Annotated in this window: 7 protein-coding genes; 1 reads left to right on the plus strand and 6 read right to left on the minus strand. The window is 46.2% G+C overall.

The features are described from left to right. Positions 1–29: 29 nt before the first annotated feature. Both PHEP_RS18655 and PHEP_RS18660 read right to left on the minus strand, forming a co-directional pair. Positions 30–3,194, minus strand: coding sequence for a LamG-like jellyroll fold domain-containing protein (locus PHEP_RS18655; protein ID WP_015809540.1), 3,165 nt, complete (start codon positions 3,192–3,194; stop codon positions 30–32). A 212-nt stretch (positions 3,195–3,406) separates the two neighbouring features. Beyond that, on the minus strand, positions 3,407–3,877 hold the full coding sequence (locus PHEP_RS18660; RefSeq protein WP_015809541.1) for a hypothetical protein: 471 nt from the start codon (positions 3,875–3,877) through the stop codon (positions 3,407–3,409). 328 nt (positions 3,878–4,205) lie between these two features. Between PHEP_RS18660 and PHEP_RS18665 the strand changes: the two genes are divergently transcribed. Next, entirely contained in the window at positions 4,206–5,216 is a 1,011-nt protein-coding gene (locus tag PHEP_RS18665) for a PorP/SprF family type IX secretion system membrane protein (protein ID WP_015809542.1), read from the plus strand. 19 nt (positions 5,217–5,235) lie between these two features. On the opposite strand, the gene PHEP_RS18670 is transcribed toward PHEP_RS18665, so the two are convergent. The 4 genes from PHEP_RS18670 to PHEP_RS18685 form a co-directional block, all read right to left on the minus strand. Then, complete coding sequence (locus PHEP_RS18670) at positions 5,236–8,817, minus strand: T9SS type B sorting domain-containing protein (protein ID WP_015809543.1); 3,582 nt, start codon at positions 8,815–8,817, stop codon at positions 5,236–5,238. Positions 8,818–8,973: 156 nt separating this feature from the next. Next, on the minus strand, positions 8,974–10,968 hold the full coding sequence (locus PHEP_RS18675; RefSeq protein WP_036675240.1) for an OmpA family protein: 1,995 nt from the start codon (positions 10,966–10,968) through the stop codon (positions 8,974–8,976). Positions 10,969–11,016: 48 nt separating this feature from the next. Beyond that, positions 11,017–12,012, minus strand: coding sequence for a PorP/SprF family type IX secretion system membrane protein (locus PHEP_RS18680; RefSeq protein ID WP_183874645.1), 996 nt, complete (start codon positions 12,010–12,012; stop codon positions 11,017–11,019). A gap of 46 nt (positions 12,013–12,058) precedes the next feature. Further along, complete coding sequence (locus tag PHEP_RS18685) at positions 12,059–22,687, minus strand: Ig-like domain-containing protein (RefSeq protein ID WP_015809546.1); 10,629 nt, start codon at positions 22,685–22,687, stop codon at positions 12,059–12,061. Positions 22,688–22,869 lie beyond the last annotated feature (182 nt).

Raw genomic sequence — 22,869 nt, forward strand, 5'->3', positions numbered from 1 at the left:
ACCATTGGTTTTACAGACATATTGTTTGTTTAGTTTCGCAATACTTTAAAAACAGCCTCCACTTTATTGTTTTTCGGATTAAGCAGTTGTAAAAAATAGACCCCTTTTACCAGCTGCCCGCAGTACTGCTGAACCGGAATACCCGCATCCAGAATGGGAAGCACGCTACTCCAGACTACCCTGCCCGTGATATCCCTGATTAAAACTTTCAGATTTTTATAGGTCAGCCTGGCCGACTTCAGGTAAAGCCACTCCTTAAAGGGATTGGGATATACCACAATGTTTTTATCGGTTTCGGTATCTTGTTGCTTTACTTCCGGGAGCTCCCTGTACAGAATAGCAAAGCGTTGCTGACCGTAAGATGCCGGAATGGCGGTGTCTATAAAAAAATGGCAATTGCTTTCCGGTTCTGTTAAACGTTTATTGATACCAAGATAACGGTCGGCCAGTACAATTTCCTCATTGGGTTTAAGCGATGCTTTTAAATTTAAAGTATAATTTCCGCTTGCCCAGCCCTTTAGGTACAAACAGACCTCTTTTCGGAGGGTGTCTATTGCGCGCTCATCTATAGACAATTTTGTTCCGTTCCCGGCTATCCCTGCAATGCTCAGGTAACCTTCTCCAATTTTTCCGGCATCTGCATCATTTATCCCATCATTACCTTTGCTGCTAAAAATCAATGTATAACTGTCGGTCAGTCCGGCTGCATACAGCTGTATTTTTAACCTGCTTGTTGTTTCCTTTGCCCTTCGGGACTCCCTAAGGGCCATCTGCGCTGCCGGAACAGTAGTACCGGTATATTTTGCGCTTTCCTGAAAACTGAGCGAACCACTGGCATTTCCGCTGTTTACCCGCACAAAAAAGCCAGTTCCCGAAGGGATGATATAATCCGGGTCGTCTGTAACCTGATAGGCATTGTTTTGTGTATTGAATACCCAGATGAAGGGACTAACATTTTGTTTTTGCAATGCGGCCCAGCGGATTGCCGAAGCATACGGGTTTCCGAGCAGGTTAAAACCATCGCCCTCTCCCCCGCTGTTCCTGTTAAAAAGGTTTACCGTTAAATCGCCTGTATACAATTTACCGGTATAGGTAATGGTGTAAGGCCCTGGATTAGAAAACGGAGGTGTCTGGATTTGGTGCAGGTAGGCATCGGGAATATTCCTGCTGCCTCTTGAAAACAGATAAAAACCCTTTCCGGATGGGATGCTGACATCCATACTGGGAATGGCCTTGTATTTTTGTGAAAGGCTGCCGGGTAAGGACTGATCGTGGGTATAAATCGTTCCTCCATTATTGGGCGAGGCATCAAAGCCATTTAAAGTGCCGCCAGTACCGGTTACAAAGACACTGGCCTGAATGGCCGCAAAATTATTTTGCGGCTGCCCGTTTAATTCAGACCGGTATACGGGAGCAGCCAGCAAGCACCAGCCCCTTGCCGTTGAAGGGGCAGCAAAGTTACCTTTCACAAAATGCTGTACGTGTACATCTCCTGTGAGCTGTGTATTACCGGGATCTGTTACCGGCATCAATGCGGCACCATAATTTAAGGTATCGGCAAGCAGGCTGAGGTTTCCGTTGGAATTGAGGGTTCCCCTGATCAGCTGCACCTGTCTGCCCACATTTAGCGGGGATTGCAGCAACAGCGTATGGGTAGCCGAGGCCAGCTCTACTTCGAGCCGCGAAACAGTAACCAGGCCTGTACCTGAAAGCGTTTGCAATGCATGCCCTCCCCTGAAAACAAGACTGCCATGACCCTTATTTAAACCAATGCGGCCATGGTTCAGCACATCGTATTTAAAAGTGAGCCTTGCTCCATCCTCCAGTACTACAGCAGCATTTGCTGCAATACTGGCCGCACAATTCACTTCAAGGCCGCTCTGCAGATGAAGTCTTGCCCCGGGTTCTAAAGTGAGCTGATTAATGATGGTTGCCGCAGGAGCTAAAAGCTTCGTTTTTTTACCTCCTTTAATGATCACCTGAGCATTTTGTGCAGGTAAGCCCCCCAAACTCCAGTTCCCCTCGTCCGACCAGTCTTCCGTTCCGGCAGCTCCGGTAAACTCGTTGACCACCGGAACATTTGCCGGATTAATTTCCTCAGCTGCAACGCTGATAAAACTGGCCGGATTAGCCTGGTTCCTGTATTCAGTGCTGATCCAGTCGACATTACGCTCTACATTTTGAATCCTCAGTTCATCAATTGTGCCCTTAAAATAGCTGCCATTCTGTTTACTTTTTCCAATACTCAATGCCCCCGACCGCCCAAGCTTTACCCCATTTGATCCGCCGCCAGCTTTATATGCCCCATTGATGTATATTCTTCTTATCCCTTTAATAAAAATACAGGCAAGATTGTACCAGGTATTTACTGCCAATACCTCGGCGGTTGTGGCACTTCTGAAACCTTCAGCATTTTTAGTTTCAAAAACAAGGTTACCCTGGGCATTCACCTTAATGACATATCCGCCAGCAGTGGTGTCGCTGGCTAAAATCACCTGCTCAGTGCCCCTGTGATCCATTTTAATCCAGGCGGTAATGCAAACCGTCGTATTGGTATCTGCTGCAGCAGCCATCCCATCCGTACTGCCATTCAGCAACAGTCCATTGCCAATATGGGCGGCAGGGAAGTTAGCCGGCCCTGTTCCCGGACTCCCTGTCATACTCATCTCCGGACCATGATTTGCACTGCGGCTTATGGAAGGTGCAGCATCCAGGTTCAGGTGCCAGACCTGCTGATAGCTGGCCGGCCAGGTGGCCCTTGCAGAAAGCGTAAACGGGTCGTGGATATAGGTTGAGCCATAATAAAGATAGATTTCGTTATGGCCAGGATTGCTGCCGGTAAATAGCTCCTGAATGTTTACCCAGCACACCAGTTTCCCATTAACCGCATCATAATGGTCAAGCTGAAAAGCAAGCGGCAGCTGAGGGGCATTGGTTGCCGCAAAGGAGATATCCAGCCCCCTGCTGTTCTGCAACCTTCCTTCGCAATTGCCGATGTACCTGAGTTCAGCATCCTCAAGGACAATCAGCACAGGAAAGTTTAAAAGACTGGCCGTACCGGAAACTTTCGATTGATCAATGGTTATTTTCTTTCTGAAATTATAGCCGGGCATCCAGCTGCGGGCAAGGGCAGGACTTCCTGCCAGCAGTAACAAAACCAACAAAATCTGCCTTGTCCAAAAATTTGAATACATTTCCAATATTTAATTTATAATCACAATATATTTAATTAGTTAATTAATTACACTGTAATTATAGATATTAATATCGTAAATACATAATTTTATATTAAAATAAGAAAACAAGCTTACGAACCGGAGGTTTACCTTGCAAAAAAAAGCCCTGTCTGATCAAATGATTTATTTGATCAGACAGGGCTTTATATCCCTGAAAATTTCCTGGCGGATCAGGCCATGATCCGGTTGGTCATTCTTCTGTTGATCTCTTTCTTCACCATACCGGCAACCCACTCCATTTTCCTTTGTTCCTGGGGCAGGAACTTTCTGTGTTTTTTGTCTACAATACAAACTGTACCTACACGCAGGCCTTCATCTGTAGTGATGGGCACAGCAGCGTAAAACCCTAAACCAGATTCTCCGGCTATTAGTGCATTGGACATCAGATAAGGATGCTGCTCAAAGTTTTCAAATGCAATCCCACTCTCATTGATAATGGCCAGCGAACATAAGCTGCTCTCCTGGTCAACAAAATTGATCAGGGCGATTGGCGTATTCAACATTTTTGCGGTAAATGCTGCAAGCTGATCAAAAACAGGTTCAGACTTGGTATATAAGATTTTATAGTTTTTCAGGTTTTCTAACCGCGACCGTTCATCAGAGGCGATGCTTTTTCTTAGTTTTTTTTCCAATTGTCTCATATCTAGGTATATCCTGATCAGGCAATTACCATACCCTATTTTTTAAAACCTCAAAAAAATGGTGTTCCAGAAATCAGCCAAAAACAGAACCAGCTTAACCGGGTTAAATAACCCGTTTTTTAAATTAATTGGGAATTATTATTTAATATGCAGTTTGTAAACAACACCAGAAAAACAAATTACTGACCTGGTTACAGGGGTAAATATTTACTCATAATGTTGAATTAAATAACCCTTAAATTCTGTTTATTTTTAGCATTTTATTTTAAATATTCATTATACACAAAATTTATCTTATTATTGGATACCCAAAGGCTATTTGATCAGAATGAAATCATTTTTTTACCTCTCTGTAATTCTGCTGTTCAGTCTGATTTGCTATGGGCAGGAGCAGCCCAGGTCTACACAATACATCTTTAACAATTACTTAATTAATCCGGCCATATCGGGGATAGACAATTATACCGATTTAAAACTGGGTTACAGAAACCAGTGGAAAGGGCTGGAGGGGGCACCCGTTACCCAATACATTTCTGTACATGCCCCAATAGGGCAGGACTTTGTAAGAAGCTCTGTGAATTCCTTTTCGGGTGCGGGGTACAACCCTTTAAGCCGCAGTTATGTAAATAACTACACTTCTGCCGAACCTCATCATGGTATAGGTTTTTATGCGCTGACAGACAAAGCGGCCCGGATAAGACAGACCAATATCAATGCGACCTATGCCTACCATCTGGGCCTCAGCTATGATGTTAATTTATCGGTTGGCATCTCTGCAGGCATCTCTTCTACCAGCGTAGATGTGGCCAATGTAACGGTCGAGCATACAGCCGACCCTTTGTTATCCGCCGATTACAACAACAAAATAAGACCTGATATAGGTGGCGGGCTCTGGCTGTACAGTCCGCGTTTTTTTGCTGGTGCATCTGCCAAGCAGGTACTGGGCTATCGTTCTAAAACCGCAAACAGGCAAAGCAATTTACCGGCTTACCAGACCACTGTATTTTATGGCACTGCCGGTTATAAATTTTTTGTAGATGAAGATATTGCTTTCATCCCTTCTACTTTACTGACCTATTGGCTGAGTGCCCCTACCACCATTGATGCCAATCTTAAAATTGCCTATCAGGATAAATTCTGGATTGGCGGGAGTTTAAGGAATAACGATTCCTTTTCTGCGCTGGCTGGTTTTAACGTAGCTTCTCTAATCAATATCAGCTATTCTTATGATGTAACCACTTCTGCATTAAGGTCTGTGAACAATGGCACACATGAAATTGTATTGGGTATCCTGCTCAATAACCGCTACGACGTAAAGTGTTCTACCCGTCAGTTTTAACCAGATTCTTTTTTAAATACTATCTTAAAAGTGTAATGCTGCCCCCTATTGGTCTGCAGTCGGCCCTCAGGTCTATTTTATAATAATATGCTCCGGCGGGCAGGTCTTTACCCCTGAAACGACCATCGAAAGGCTTGTTATAAGGCCCAACCGATTCATATACCAGCTGACCACTTCGGGTATAGATCTTGATATTGATATCGGCATGGTCCGGTAACCCGGTGATCATCCAGTAATCGTTCATGCCATCGCCATTAGGGGTCATGGTGTTTTTGATCTCCAGGTTGTCATTAGTTACCTCTATATGCACAGGTGTAAAATCGCTGTAACAGCTTCCCAGTTTTCTGCGGATCACATAATCACCGGTCTTGCTTACCTTAAAAATAAACTTTCCATTGGTGCTTTCCATTAAAGGCATGGTATTGTTCCCGGCAAGGTACATCTGGTAAGTACCTTCTTCTGGGGCCAGTACAGGCAGCATGATCTCGGTAGCGTAACATACCCGCATACTGTTGACCACAGGTGTAGCCAAAGGAATTACCGGGGCAGCGATGCTAAAGGTCTTGCTCTTGTCGAAACCACAGGTGGTCTGGTCATAAACTTCAAGATAATAATCGCCCGCAGCGATATTGGTCAGGTCTCGATTGGTACCCACCGTATTACCGGACAGGTCTTTCCAGATGTATTTATATACAGCATCATTGCCAGTACCGCTTAAAGGCAGCCCCCCTTCAATTTTAACTCCTGTAACAGATCCACGTCCCAATGCACACTGGTCATCCACAACTACACCTATGGTTTTATCAACAATCAGCAAAGGTATTCTTGCTATTACATAAGGCCCCAAAGGATCTGAGGTACAGCCATTCGGATCTGTTATTTTCAGTTCATAACTTCCTTCCGGCAGATTTTCGATCAGCTCGGCTGTTCCCGGATAGGTTTGTCCCGCTGCATTCTCCCAATGGTATTTTCCGGCCAGGGGCTTTACATTATTGGGGTATACCAAACGGATAGATCCATTGTTGGTACCACAGGAAGCATCAGACTTAGCCGATACCTGGGCCGTGTACTGCAGGATGGGTGTAGCGGTAATGGTAAAGTTTCTTGCCAATGCGGTACACAGGGTAACCGAATTACTTGCATTGAGTGTATAATTGCCCGGAGGAAGTGCTGTAATGTTAAAAGGGACACCAGGCTGGCAGGTACCGGTCTTTTCAAATGTACTGCCTATGGCGGTCAGCTTATAATTATCGCCCTGAACAATGGTAATGCCGTTTATGGCGCCGTTGTTATTGTTACAGGTTGTGCTGACTGGTGTACCATTGTTGATGATGACCGAATTGGTAATGGTGACGGTAATGTAAGGAGCGCTGATCCTGACTGCCGGACAAGGGCCCTGATCTTTTACCTCCAGCATGTATACACCTCCGGGTACACCGGTCAAGTCCAGGTTCTGGCCAACCTCTGCCCCCTGTACCCAGGCACCGTTTACCGGATCGCGGGTCATCTCAAACCATTTATAGGTTGCCGTACCAATAATATCCGTTACCGCAATATTTTTAATAGAGCCATTTGCCTCTCCGCAGGTGGCCTGCCCCACCACTCTGGGTACAATATTGATAATTGGCGAAGGGAGCCTGGTGATGACCCTTACCGCGGATTCCAGAAAACACCCCGCCTGATCTGTTACTTTTAATTTATAGGAACCCTCGGGCATGCTTACATTTTTACCTGTGGCCGCTATTTGCCCGGTAATGGCATTGATCCACTGGTAACTGAGGGTCCCCTCGCCCCTGTCCACATTGGCCGAAAAGGGGAAAGTTAATTGGCCGCAGCCCGGGCTTGGCCAGTTTACCACAAGATTGGTCAGTTTCTGGTCTTTGATCAGAAACTGTTTGGCAACGGCTTTACATCCATCATCCACAACCACTTCATAATTTCCAACAGGCAGGTTGCTTATTTCCTGTATTGTTCCCTGAGGGATCAAAACTGTCCGTGTCCCATTCTCTTCTATCCTGTTCCAGGTAAAAAGAAAGCCTTCCCTGGGCTCAGGGATTTTTATGGCCCCATCTCCGTTACAGGTAACCATAGTAACAATGGCATCATTTTCCAGCAGGGCCGCAGTTGAAAACTGCGAGGTGGTTCCATTCAATATGGGCGTTGCCGTAGCCGTAACATTTCCGGTTAAAGGGCCATCATATTTCCAGCGGCCATTGGCATCGGCCTGAACCGTTACTATATATTCCTTTCCTTCACAGATCCCATTACAGTTCTGTGTATAAAAAAGCTCTACTTCAGCATTTGGCGTTGCTTTGCCTTCCAGGTGATTGGGTCTTTTGATGAGTACCTGTACGAAGGCCTGCGTATAATTTAAGGCGGGGCCTATACCAAATACTTTGTTGCAAAAAAAGCTGTTCCGCATGATCTTAACTGCCCTTGAAGAAAGCAGTTCTACCCCATAATTGTTATTGGCAATGCTATTTCCCAGGTCAGATGTAACTGTACCTCCTATCATCCCTGTTGCGATACCTTCAATTCTAACCCCTACCCCGTTGCCCAATTGCTCTGTTCTTGTTTTTCCGGTACCGATCAGGTTACTTGTCAGCACAAAATCTGAATTTGTGATGGATACACCTGTAGTGCGGTTACCTGAAATGATGTTTTTGCGCAGGTAAAGATCTGTGTTTGAGGAATTCACTTTTACACCATGAATTTCCAGTGAAGAAGATAAGAGGAACAATTGCAGGTCATGAAAGTCATTTGTTCCACTGGCATCTACGCCAATCTTATTGTTTACAATCACAACACTGGTTCGGGTAGCAGAAGGGTTTGAGCGGTTGATGTTGATATTGGTTTGATTGGCCGCAATTACATTGCCTTCCTTATCGTCATCCCCTCCTATGGTCATTGAGGTTTCATACAGATTGGCTGAAACACCGGCAATATTCGGGATGGCTGTAATCCCGTCATATAATACACCGATCAAGTTAGACTGGATACTGATATTGGCCAAAGTTGCTGCAGTGTAAAAACCGGAGTTACTCACCATGATCCCGTTGATGGTGCCCCCTATCACATTTCCCTTACCAGGTGCACCGATTTTTATATTGCTGGCCCTGTAATCGATCACTATTCCTGAGCCCTGATTGGTATTTACATTCTGCAGACTGCTGAACCTTGCAAAATTACGAAGGAACAGGCCATAAATTTCTACATTCACAACCTGTGTATATACGCTGTTAAACGTTCCGATGGTTAAACCATGAAAAGTAGAATTGGCAAATTCAGGTTCCAGGATAATTTTAGCCCCTGAAACCCCGAGTGCTGTCCAGCCGGGCTGGGAACTTCCGTCAATGGTCACATTTGACGGTATAGCTGGCAAGGCAGTGCGCAACCTGATGGTCCTGTTTGCTTCGTCCATAGCACCTGGCAGATTGAAATTAATGGTATAGCCGGTGGTATTGGGTGGCACTGAGGTCAAGGCCTCTCTTAATGTGCCCGGGCCACTATCTTCTTTACTCGTAACCGTATAAGTCTGGGCAAAGCCGACAACAGAACTTAAGAGCAGAAATACCAGCGTGGCATACTTGGCGTAGCGCATAATTTAAAATGAAAAGCCAATTTACAATTTAATGTAATTATAGCATAAATATTTTAATAAATGAGAGGCAGTCTGCTACAAAGCAGAAACCCTGTATAAACATCCAGGAAAAAAAATTGGACATCTATGCAGGGTTTACAACGAGAATGAGTATTGCTATTTTTTGGTAACCTTAAATTCTGTTCTTCTGTTCAACGCCCTTCCGGCAGGGTTATCCTTTCCGTTGGGAAATTCATTTGGGGCTATGGGCCTGGTTTTTCCGTAGCCCTTACTGGTCATCCTGTTTTTAGGGATGCCTTTTCCGATTAGATAATCGACACAGGACTTTGCCCTTCTTTCCGAAAGGTCCATGTTATAAGCTTCGCCCCCTTTGCTATCTGTATGCGAGCTAAGCTCTATTTCTATCGTAGGGTTATCCACCATGATGGTATACAGGTAATCCAGTTTCCCTTTTGAATCCTCGGTCAGGTCGGCTTTATTAAATTCATACAAAACATCTTTAAGCACAATGGGCTTATCTATTTCATAAGGGATGAGGCAAAGCTCCGGACTAAACAAAGTATCTTTCTGGGCCAGCTGGTCGTAGCTGAACGAAATGTTTTTACTAAAGTATTTTTCCTTCTCGGCGGTAAGTTTAAACCCACGGTTAGAATTTATTTTAAAGGTATACTGACCGTTTTCATCAGTTGTAAACTTAAACTGCTGTGCAGAATCGGCAAGGGTAACTGTTGCATCCTGCAGCGGTTTGCGGGTATGGCAGTCCAGCAGTATTCCCTGTATCACCAGGAACTCCCTTTTCACATGGAAAATCTCCAGGCAACAAACAGATTCGCGGTCTGAGCTGATATATCCTTCCGAATCTGCATTGTCCAAAGGGGTAAAATAAAGGTCATCTTTGGAAGAGTTAAAAGGATAGCCCAAGTTTCTGGGTTCGGTCCATTTTCCAAAATCGCCTTCACTTTCAAAGAAATCGAAACCGCCCATACCTACTCTTCCATTACTGCTGTAAAGCAGTTTTTTAGTAGACACATTGTAATAAGGGGCTTCCTCATCATCGGGTGTGTTGATTACCTTTCCCATATTTACAGCAAGGCCAAGCGAGCCATCCGTACGGATAGGGGCATACCAAAGGTCGTACTTACCTGAACCTCCCGGTCTGTCGGACGAGAAGACCAGGTATTTCCCGTCTCTTGTTACAAAAGGCTGCATGGCATTAAAGCCTTTTACATTGATCTGGCCACCCAGTTCTATGGGTTCTGACCAGTCTTTTCCTACACCAGGTGTAGCGTTTAACTGATAGATCTTTTTATTGCCAAGGGCAGTCCAGCTGGTTACATAGGCTATCTTCCCATTCGGATGAAATGCCGGGGCAGCCGATTCTTTGGCTGCACCATCAACTGCCGTTTTTCTGATGGAAATACTTTCCGTGAGCGGGTTTCCCGTTGCTACATATACCGCATTTATAAAGGGGGTTTCTTTTTTGGCCACTTTTACATTTTTATCCGACAGCACCTCTTTCTTTCCGCTGCTCCCTATTGGCCGGGAAGAAGTGAAATAAAAATTCCCTCCCTTTATAGTTGGCGTATAATTAGATCCTTTGTCATTAATGTTATTCTGAAGTCTGCTTAACCTGAACAACCTTGGGTAACGCAGTTCATTCAGCGCAAACTGGCAGGAGGCAATTTCTGTTCTGGCTTTGGCTGCATAACCATCTTTTACATTATATTTTTCCAGGAAGGTATTAAATGAAGCGATCGCATCCTCAAACTTCTGGTTTGAGCGCTGGGTTTCCGCATACCAGAATGTACTAAGAATGTATTTAGGATTGGTAAAATCCTTAGCCATTGCATACCATTTTTCGGCATCTATAAAATTTTTATATAACCTTAATGCTTCCGCGAGCTGAAAAACACAGTACTCATAATCGTCTTTTTTAGGGCTCTCTTCTTTTATCTTATTTTCAAAACCGTAGGGCACTATAAAACCAACACTATCGGCAGAGATCTGTAAGGCTTTTTTATAATATTCGGCAGCTGCATAATATTCTTTATTCTGGAAATATACATCTGCCACTCTTTTATTATTGGTTACAAATTGTGCCTGTGCTACGGAAGCAAATAAGCAGAGGATCAGGAGTATCTTTGTTTTCATTGGAATATTAATTTGTTTATTTTTTGGGTTCCCTAATACTAACATGCTTTACAATCTCGGACAAAAGAAGTTAGGGCCTAATATTCCTTTTCTGCCGGTAAATGAAACGGACAGCTCCAGTCCCCCCTTGCTTCCGGTAGCCCGGTTAAGGCTGGAGGTATTAAAGTCGTAGCTCAATCCGAACACCATGTTCTTCAGGTGCAGGCCAAAAAAAGCAATGGCCGAATCATCAACCCTGTAATTTGAACCAAAAAGGAGGTCAGATTCAGGATTTAGCATAAACTGTGCATAAGCCCCTGCCGAAATCTCGCGGGCATTGCCCTGTTTCATGTAAAGGCCATTTGGTGTAATGCCAAAAACTTCCGAAATTTTGATCCTTGCACCCCCGTGTGCAGCATATCTGATCGGCATCCTTACACTGTTTCCCAGAAATTTATCTACCGGCCTGGTCAGATGTGCCGCCATTACCCCACCAAATGCATTTACGTTCTGATCCGGGTTTCCATCAAAAAACATCACTCCGGCATTTACATCAGGCACGAGTGTATTGGAAGAGGAAAAAGATTCGCTGATACCGAAACTGGGATCATATCCGGTTACGGGATTATACTGACTGCCCAAAGTGATCTTTGAAGGGTCAAAGCTCTTGTTCAGAATGCCGGCCTGTAAGCCAAAGTTGATCATATTTAAACCTGCCCTGCCAAAATGGATGCGGTAGGCTCCGGAAACCAAAGCGCTTAAATGGTTATAACTGATGTCGCCCGCATTCTGGTTCAGCACCATTGCACCGAAAGCCAGGTTCTTAACAGGGGCCATATCAAAAGATGCGCCTCCTGTTAAAAACGAATTGGATATAGAACCCCACTGCTGTTTGGCATTTAATGAAACCCTGTATTCTCCATCGGTTACCCCGGTTAAGGCCGGGTTTAACCATAGCGGATGCGCATAGTACTGGGAGAAGTGAGGGTCAATTTGTGCAATACCCTTTACGGCTCCCATGCTTAAAAATGCTGCTACTGCTATTATTCTTATTAGTTTCTTCATAACAAATTTATTTTTCATCAGGCTGTATTTGTTTATCAGGTATATTTTATCGTAACAGGGTTATCGTTCCTTTTTTAGTGGCCTTGCTTCCATCGTTAAACTCTGCCTCCAGGTAATACACATATACCCCGTTAGGCTGCATTTGTCCTTTATAGGTGCCGTCCCATCCATTTTGAATACTCAATGATTCGTAAAGGAACTGTCCCCATTGATTGTATACCCTCAGCCTCATTTTGGCTATTGTATTTCCATATACATACAAGACATCGTTTTTACCATCATTATTTGGCGTAAACGTATTTGGAACAAATATTCCGTTGCCCAAAGGATTATCGCTTGTACCGTTCAGACTGGTGGCATCACTCAGCTGACAATCCAGCTGGCCTTTGGCCCTTACCCTGATGTTTACATTCTGATTTGGCTGTAAGCCACTGATCAGGTGTGTGGTACCCACAGGTCCGGAACTAGGTGATACCCAGGTTAAGCCCGCATCTGTCGACACTTCATAAGCAGTAGCCCCGGGAACTGCATTCCAGGCAAACGTAATGCTGGTTGCTGTAGCTTCCTGCACACTTACCACCGGTGCGGCAAGCCTGGCCAGCACAGTTACTGTAACAGCCGTACGTGTAGCGCTGGCACAACCTGTAGCCAGATTAATGCTGCCCACATAATAAATGGTGGTACCTGTTAAAGCCGGCACGTTAAAGGTATTGCCTTCTGCAAGTGCCGTTCCGCCTACCTGAACGGTATACCACGCATATTTAAGCGTTGCATCCGGATTGTTGACACGAAGTACCGGTGTACTGCCCGGACAGAATGGATTTTCGGCTCCGGAAACAGATGGCGGAGGATTTGGAATTGCCCCTGCATTTACCACAACCGGCGTACGTGAAGTACTGATACAACTACCAGAACTGGCGCCAACATAGAAGGTTGTGCTTGGCGTATTGAGCTGAGGTGTGGTAAAGTTTGCTCCCGATCCCAGTATGGTAGTACTGGTAGCTGTTGCATACCAGTTATAAGTTACGCCTGTTACAGGATTGGACACACTGAGCACAGCAGTACTTCCGATACAGGTATTTACTATACCCGAAACTACTGATGGTGGTACAGGTTTAGGTGTAACGGTAACCGTTACTTTTACCCTTCCTGTTGCAGTTCCGCAGCCCAAAGCACTTGTAGCCTGTACATAGTAATCTGTTGTGGCATTTAAGGTAGTGATGTTAAATGTAATGCCGGTATTGACCAGTGTTCCGTTGGTTGCGGCAGTATACCATTCATAGTTTACACCTGTCTGCGGGTTCTGAATGGTTAAGGTAGTTCCGTCACCCGAGCAGATTGCGGTACCGCCAGCACCCACAATAGGCACATTTGGCACAGGATTAACGGTTACTGTAACCACTTTTGCCGATCCAGGTAAGTTGGCACATACCCCGGTTCCACTTACCGTTACGTAATATCTGGTGGTGCTGGTTAAGCCCGTTGCCGTAACATTTGCACCGATAAAGGCCACATCTGTTAAGGCAGCATCGCGGTACCAGGTAAAGACCGGATTGCTTATAGCGGGACTGCTTGCGCTGAGCTGGGCAGACATTCCGGCACATATGGTTTTATCGTCTGCGATGATGTCTGTTACCACTGCATTTCGTGTTACGGTAACTGTAACTACTTTTGCCGAAAGCACATCATTGGCACAGGCATTGGTTCCATTTACGGTTACATAGTATTTAGTGGTCAGTGTTAATGCTGGTGTAGTAAAGGTTGGGCCTTCATAAGCCAGATCGGTTAATGAAGCATCACGGTACCATTTAAATACCGGACTGCCTACCGTGGTACTGCTTGCGCTAAGCGTAGCGGTATTGCCTGCACAAATGGTTTGATCGGCCAGGACAATATCGGCAGCTGTAGCATTGCGGTTCACCGTTACAGTTACGATTTTTGCAGAGAGGGCATCATTTGCACAAACCTCTGCCGAACTTACTGTAACATAATATTTGGTGGTTACCGTTAAGGCCGGTGTGGTAAATGAAGATCCCCTTACAGCCAGATCGGTTAAATCAGCATCGCGGTACCAGCTAAACACCGGATTGTTAACCGTTGTACTGCTGGCCATTAAGGTTACCGCTGTACCAGAACAGGTTGTCCTGTCGGCCGCAACGATATCAGCGGCTGTAGCATTTCTGTTTACCGTTACGGTAACCACCTTAGCCGAGGCGGCATCATTGGCACAGGCATCGCTTCCACTTACGGTTACGTAGTATTTGGTTGTAGCCGTTAAGGCGTCGGTAGTAAAGTTAGCCCCTACAAAAGGAACATCACTTAAATCAGCTTTTTTATACCACCTGAATACCGGACTGCTAACTGTGGTGCTTGATGCCGTTAAGGCAGCCGTAGTTCCTGAACAGATGGTCTTATCTGCTGCTGTAATGTCCGCAGCCGTTGCATTACGGTTTATGGTAACCGTTACTATTTTTGCGGATGATGCATCATTCGAACAGATATTTGGTCCGGTTACAATAACATAATATTTAGTAGTTACAGTTAATGCGGCAGTGGTAAAGCTGGCCCCTTCATACGGAGTATCACTTAAATCAGGGTTTTTATACCACTTGAATACCGCTCCTGAAATACCAGGTGCCGAAGCGGTTAACGTTGCTGTAGTACCCGAACAGATGGTCTGGTCTGCAGCAAGAATATCCGTAGGCAGGGCATTAGGTTTAACAATAAGGGTAACCTTTGTTCTGGCCGTATTGGTACAGCTGTTTCCGTTCACTGCTTCCACATAGTAGTCGTAAGTTCCAACACCCAGGTTTGCAGGGCTGGTATAACTGTTGTTATTGGTTACCAGCTGATTTCCGGCTGTTGCCTGATCGTACCAGTTAAATACCACCCCGGTTACCGGTGTTACTTTCAGGGTAACCGGTGTATTGATACAGGTTGTTGCCGGATTGGCCGGATCAGCAACCGGAGGAACAGGCAGTGGCAATATCGTTACCACTACTTTTACCCTTCTGCTTTCACATCCGTTTCTGGCAGCGGTAACAAAGAAATCGTAGGTACCGGCGGTTAATGTTGCAGGGGTCATAAATGTCGGCCCGTCTGCCTGGAACACTGTGCCCTGGTACCATTTATAGGTTACATTTGCCAGCGGGTTGCTTACCGATAGCGTTGCAGATGCACCCTGGCATGCGCTGGCAGTTTGTGCCTGAACAACAGGGGCAGCAATTACACGCTGGGCATAGTTTACATCTATAGAAGTAAAGGCCCCCAGAATTCCGGAGTTTAGTTTAACCTCAACTGCATCAAATTTGCTGGTTGGTACAAAAGTTAACAGTGCTTTGGAACCGCCACTCAGCAATTCCAGCTTAATCAGTGAACTGCTGATGGTAGTGGCATCGTTGTTACTTACACCATTGTTATAGGTAGTGATATCCAGCGATGGTAAAACTGCAAGTGAAAGTATTTTACCTGGCGAAGAAAGCATTACACGAACGGTGTCGCCAATGTTAGATACACCTGTAAAACCTAAACGCTGATAAACAGCGCCCAGCACCCCAACAGGGATGACCAGTGAGGAAGCTGTTGAAGCATCATCATCAATGGCCAGTCCGGGATTATATACATCGGCCAGAATACCTATTCCATTGACACCATGTGTTTCAGCTACCGCGGCTTCACAAGGCACCGCCGATGGCGGGTCATTAGGAATTGTAGTTACAGTAACCGCAGTTCTTGCAAGGGTAGTACAACCAGATGGTGCCACACCTTCAACATAATAGGTGACAGTTCCGGGAACTGTTTGCGCAGGTGCGATATAGGTAGCCCCGGTTTCCAGTAAATTACCTCCTGCCGGAGCATCGTACCAGCTGAAAATTACACCGGCAGTGCTTGAGCTTGCTGTTAAAACAGCTGCTACCCCAACTTTAACGGTAACAGCAGGTGGTGTAACAATCGGGGCATCCAGTGAGCCCACGTTAATGGTAGCTGTTGCAGCGGCCGAGGGCACAAGACAGCTGTTTACTGCCTTTACACTATAGGTAGTTGTAGCAGTAACGGCAGTAATGGTAAGCGAAGTTCCGTCCCTGCCCGCCAGGTAAGTATTGCCGCTGTCAAACCATTGATAGGTTATTCCGGCAAGCGGATTTTTAACGCGCAGAATGACATCACTTCCCGAACAGGTATTCACATTAGGCGATTCCAGTTCCGGCACTGCAGGTACAGGGGTTACACTTACATTTACCTGAGTTTTATAGCTTAAGCAGCCGGAAGCATTGCTGGCAGCCACATAATATTTGGTATTTGCAGTTAAGGCAGGTGTTACAAATGAAGGCCCATCTTTACCCGGCAGGTATGCACCGGTAGCATCGAACCATTTATAGGTAATGCCGGCAGCAGGATTCAGTACCTGTAAGGTAGCTGTTTGTGTAGCACAGGCCGTAACATCAGCCGAAACCACCTGAGGAGCCATCAGCACACGCTGTGCATAATTCAGGTCGACAGAAGTTAACACGCCCGCTATGCCTGCATTTAAGCGTACCTCAACTTTATCAAAGGCCTGGGTTGGCACAAATGAGATCAGCGCAGCTGTATTGCCACCCAGCAGCTCAAGGTGAATGAGCGGATTGCTTAAGGTCAAAACATCATTGTTGCTGGTATTGCCATTGTAGGTAGTTAGGGTAATACCCGATAAAAGGCCCAGTGAGAGCAATTTACCTGGGGCAGTCAGCTGAACCCTCACCGTATCGCCAACAGTTGAAAGACCGTTAAAACCAACACGCTGGTACACCGAACCACCCAGCAGGCCTACCGGCAATACCAATGACGAACTTGTTTTTGTATCGTTGTCAATTGCCAGTCCGGCATTAAACACTCCTGCCAGCAGGCCAATGCCATCAACCCCGTTCGATTCCGTTATGGCAGCCTCACATGGTACCGGGTTAGGGCCACTTCCGTCTACATTAATGGTAACCTGCACACGGCTGGAAGCAGCACAACCAGTGGTTGTAGATACCGCTTCAAGGTAATAGGTAGTTGTAACCGTCAATGGTGGGGTTACATAAGTAGGGCCGGTGTATACAGGAGTTGTGGCATTTGCACTGGTGTACCAGTTAAATATCACATTGGTTTCTGTAGATGAAGCATTCAGTATAGCGGTTTGTCCGGGACCAACCGTGGTTGATGAGGCCTGTACCTGTGGCAATACCGGAAGCGGGTTAACCGTAACAGCCACAGTAGCGCGGCCTGCACTTGTACAGTTGCCATTGGCTGCCTCTACAAAATAGGTTGTATTTGCATTCAGGGCCGGGGTAGTGAATACCGGGCCTTCAAAAACAGCTGTTCCACCGGTTGATGCGGTATACCACCTGTACGTTGTTCCTGCTACCGGATTGTTTATGGCCAGTACTGCAGGCGAACCTGCACATACAGGAGCTGTAGCAGCCAGTACCGGAACATCTGGCGGAGTTGTTACGGTTACCGGAACCGGTACACGCTGTGCGTTGGCACAACCGGCTTTACTTACTTCTATATAATAAGTTGTGTTGGCGGTTAAAGGTCCGGCTACGGTCAGCGTTTCGCCGGTTGCCAGTAAAGTACCGCCACTTGCAGCAGTATACCATTTTAAAGAGGTACCACCATTTGCCGTAGCAGTTAGTGTAGTTCCGCTTCCGGCACAGATCAGTTTTCCGGTAGCCGCAACTGTTGGATTGGGATAAATGATCTCTGCGCCATAAATACTCAGGTTACTCAAGGCAGCAACCAGGGCACCAAAGCGGATTTCAACACGGTCATAAACCCCGCCTGCTACTAAAGTAGCTTTAAAGCGGTTCCCGTTTAATAATTTAAGGTCTAAAACTGAAGAATTTAAGGGATAGGTACCTACTACCGTATTGCCATTCATCACGGTAACTGTAATATTGCCCAGTACATTCAGATCTGCCAGTCCTACTGGTGTGGCCAGATCCAAACGGATGCTGTCTGTTGCAGTACCCGGTCCGGCGAAGATCAGGCGCTGGTAACCGGTAGACGCGACACCTACTGCCAGGTTAATCTTGGTGAAGTTATCCGGATCGGCATCGGTTGAATTTTCAGGGTTCTGAACGGTGCACAATAAGCATATACCATCAATCCCCGATTGCTGGTTTACAGCAGCATTACACTTAGGATTGGCGGGACCATTTGTTACAGTTACAGTAACCATGGCCCTTACAGGGCTTACGCAGCCTGATGCATTTTCTGTCTCTACATAATAAGTAGTGGTAGCCGTTAATGCAGGTGTGGTATAGCTTGCCCCGCTAAAGAAGGACGCTCCCCCTGTTGGGGTAGTATACCATTTTATGGTATTGCCCGCATCGGCACTCACCAGCAAAGTAGCCGATTGTCCGGAACTGATGGTTTCGTTGGCCGTGATTACCGTAGCGGTATTCGGACTTGGGTTAACAGTAACATTAACCGGGGTCCTGCTGCTCACTGCAGTTCCGGAAACAGCTTCTGCATAAAAAGTTGTATTTGCACTTAAAGGACCGGTTGTATAAGTTGTACCTGTAAATATGGAGGTACTGCCTGTAGCTGCATACCAGTTATAAGTAACCCCTGATTGGGCGTTGGCTACCGACAAGGTAGCCGAAGTTCCGCTGCAGGTAGTTACTGCATTCACAACCGGGGCGGCTACATTTACCACAAGGGTATAATCAGTAGAAGTGGTTAAGCCGTTTTTATCGGTCGCCGTCATGGTAACCGTAAACGTACCGCCCGACAAGGGTGTGCCCTTAATTTCACGGGTAGCCGGCGTAAAGGTTAATCCTGCCGGCAAGCCTATAGCCGTATAGGTATAAGGGGCCGTTCCGCCGGTTACTGCAGGTAAGGTCTGGGTAGGATAAACCGTACCCACAAGGCCGTTCGGTAAAGTAGCCGATGGGAGGTTCAGCTCTCCGTTTACTTTAATTACATAGACCTGGCTCGCCGTTGCACCATTTGCATCGGTTACTTTAACGCCAACGTTATAGGAGCCGGATTGTGTTGGTGTACCCGAAATCTGACGTGTTGCAGGGTTAAAAGTTAAACCCGGAGGCAGGTTGCTTCCTTCATAAACATAACCCCCGGCGCCGCCAGTAGCAGCAGGAATGGTTTCTGTTGCATACACAGTTCCCACTGTACCATCGGCAAGTGTTTTTGCAGCAAGCAACAATGGGTTACCCACCGCTATGGTATAATTTGTGGTAACCGTATTACCCTCGGTATCAGCCACTTGCACAGGAACCGTAAATGTACCGGCCTGGGTAGGTGTACCGGTGATCTGGCGTGTGGCCGCATCGAATGTTAATCCCGGAGGTAAGCCGCTTGCCGTATAAGTATAAGAACCGCTTCCGCCTGTAGCAGCCGGAATGGTTTGTGTTGGATATGGGCTGCCCACTGTTCCATTTGCCAATGGCGTATTGGCCAGTGCCAGCGGATCTCTGACCACAATGGTATAATCCTGTGTAACGTTATTGCCATTTGAATCAGTGGCAGTAACGTGAACGGTATAAGTACCTTTTTGTGTTGGGATACCCTTGATCTCACGGGTTGCCGGATCAAAAGTTAGTCCCGGAGGCAGGTTTGTTGCGGTATAAGTATATGGAGTGGTGCCCCCGGTAGCTGCCGGTATGACCTGAACAGGATAGGTAGTACCTACTGTTCCGTTTGGCAATGTCATGGCAGGTAGCGCCATTGCTGGTGTTAATTTTAAAGTATAGGCTGTACTTACCGAGCAGCCCTTACTGTCGGTGGCAGTGATGGAGAAATTAAAATCACCAGGCGCAGCCGTAGGTGTTCCCCCGATTGTTCCATCGGTTGACAAACTCAGTCCGGCAGGCAGGCTACTACCTGCGGTAAGTGTATAAGTATATACTGGTGTTCCACCAGAAGCAGGTGTAATTTGTTTTGAATAAGTGGCTGAAAGTGTAGCATTGCTTAAAGTTGTAGCCGGCAGTACGATCTGAGGATTTACAGTTACGGTTACAGGTACACGATCGGCATTGGCACAGCTGCCTTTACTTGTTTCTAAATAATAAGTGGTGGTTGCCGTTAAAGGCGTAGTGGTTGTAAAACTGTTTCCACTGGCCAGCAAGGTGCCTCCTGTTGGGGCCGAATACCATTTTAAAGTGGTACCTCCGTTCGGGGTGGCATTTAATGTAGTATTGGTACCATAACATATGGCCTGGCCTGTTGTTGCTACAGTCGGATTTGGATAAATCACCTCAGCGCCATAGATCTCCATGCTGCTTAATGCCTGTATTGTTCCTCCAAAACGTATTTCGACCCTGTCATAAGCAGCAGTAGCCGCCAGTGTAGCCTTAAAACGGTTGGCAGTTAACAGCTGCAGGTGAATTAATGAATTGCTTAAAGTATAGGCTTTGACAATGGAATTACCGTTCATTACGTTCACCGTAATTCCCCCCAGTACAGTTGCATCCAGCAGTCCCCCCGGCAGGTTCAGCTCTAAACGGATACTGTCTGTTGCCAGACCTGCTGCAGGAAAAATTAGACGCTGGTAGCCTGTGGCCCCAATTCCTACGGCAAGGTTAATGGTTGAAAAGGTACTCGGATCGTTGTCTATGGCCCCGATCGGGTTGTTAACTCCGCAGCTCACACACAATAAAGCATTAACTCCGCTCTCCTGGCTATTTGCAGACTTACAGGTTAAACCAGTTGTTGGATTCGTTACCGTAACGGTAACCGGAACCCGGCTGGCACTTGGGCAGCCGCTTGTACTTTGTGTGCCCGCATAAAAAGTTGTCGTGATGTTGATTGGCCCTACAGTATAGGTTGGCCCTGATGCGACAGCTGTTCCACCAGTTGGAACAGTATACCAGGTTACCACACTTCCCGTTGGTGCTACCGCTGCCAGTGTTACCGTTTGCCCGGCATTAATGGTGATGCTGTTTGTTGAAACCTCCGCATCGCCCGGGATCGGGTTAACCGTTACCGGCACCTCTACCCTTGCTGCACTTACACAGGTACCATTTACAGCTTCAACAAAATAGGAAGTACCGGCAGTTAAAGGTGCTGCAGAAGTAAAAGTAGTACCGGTAGTAATGGCCGTTCCCCCCGTTGCGGCCGTATACCACCTGTATGTATGTCCTGCAGCTGCATTTGTTACGGTTAAAACAGCCGGACTGCCCGAACAAATTGCCGGTGCCGAAACTATAGGCACCGTTGGTGTTGCTGTAACGTTCACAATTGCACTATCTACATCCGATTCGCCGGCGCAGCCTGCTTTTTGGGCTGAAAGATAATAAGTATAGCTGCCCTGGGCTATATTCGATTCGGAATAGGCAGGCCCTGTTCCGCTGGCCAGTAATGTTCTGGTGCCGGTACCTGTTTTTTTATACCAGTTATAGGTAAACCCTCCATCCGGATTGTTTACGGAAAGTGAAACCTGGTTGCCGCATATCGCTAAAGCACCCGCGGTTAAACCTGCAAAAGACGGTTTTGCAACCGTTCGCTGTACTTCATGTATGTTTAAGCCGCCAGACAAAATATTCCCTCCCACGGCCAGGGTATTGTCGATACTTACCTTTACACGGTCAAAAGGCGCACCTGGTTTAAAATATACGGGTGTGACTGCTGTTTTTGCCAGCAGTCCGAGCAGGTCTACACTGAGCAGACTGCTGACGGGCTGTGCTGTTCCTACAGGAGTATTTCCATTATAGGCCTGTACCGTCACCGTATTAAAAAGATTTACATTCAACACGCTTGCAGGCACAGAAATAACCACTTTGGCATAATCGTCTGCAGTAGAAAGACCATTTAAATAGATCGTTTGTGAAACTGTTGAACCAAGCCCTACCACTCCGGCCTGTAGCTGAGCAGCTGTAGTCATATTGTTATCTATAGCCAGCTGAGGTGTTTTTACCAGTTCCGTTAAAGTGACGTTTACACCGGTTGATTCGCCGATAGTAGCATATATAGATGGGGCACAATTCTCTGTAGCCACATTAAAAGCACTGTAAACTTTCATATTTATAGAAGCACCCAGTGCAAGCCCCAGCAAATTACCGCTAAACCTTAGCCTTACACGTATAGAATTGTAACCTACAGTTGGTGTAACGGCAAAATAAGTATTGCCCGCAGCGTCCTTTACTACAGCACTGCTTACATTGGCCGCATTTACAAGCGTTCCGTTATTTTCATTATTACCGGCTGCTGCCTGTGCGCCTGAATAGACATCCAGCTGAACGAGGTTCTTTTTTAGCAAACCGGTAAGGTCTCCTACAATTCCAAGCAGGTCCAGACTAAGTCCGCCCCCGGTTGTAGGCTGATCAAACCTGATATAAGTGGTTTTCCCCGCTGCAACGGGCGCTCCATACTTTAACTGTATCCAGGCCTCCCCCTCTCCCTTCGCTATTCCAAGGATATTGTTGTATTTGGCGGTTAAAGTTGCAAAGCCAGCCCCGCCGTTTGCAGCACCTAATGGATTGAGTACTGCACCTGCATCCGCTCCGGGATCGGTATTCACTACGTCGCCCACTAAAATAACGCTGTAATAGCCAACAAGTCCACTTGATGGTGTTACTGTTGCATAACTTTTAGCCTGTCCATAAGATTCTGAATTTAAAAGCGTTACACTAATGAAACTAAGAAGAAAAAGAAGTGACTTTTTAAACAATTCTAACAGGGTAGATGTCCTTTTCATAGGAGAGTGATTGAGGTTATTAGATTTATTGCTACAATTTTACTCATAGATTGCATCTCATTCACCGTTCGAATTGTTCATTTAGGCCGTTTTAAAGCCTGTCACCTGTTCATTTTGTTCATTTTTATAATACTGGACAACTTGCTGCAGTCTGTTATAGCGCAATAATACCTTGTAGGATA

The sequence above is a fragment of the Pedobacter heparinus DSM 2366 genome (genome assembly GCF_000023825.1).
In the GTDB taxonomy this organism is placed as follows: Bacteria; Bacteroidota; Bacteroidia; order Sphingobacteriales; family Sphingobacteriaceae; genus Pedobacter; species Pedobacter heparinus.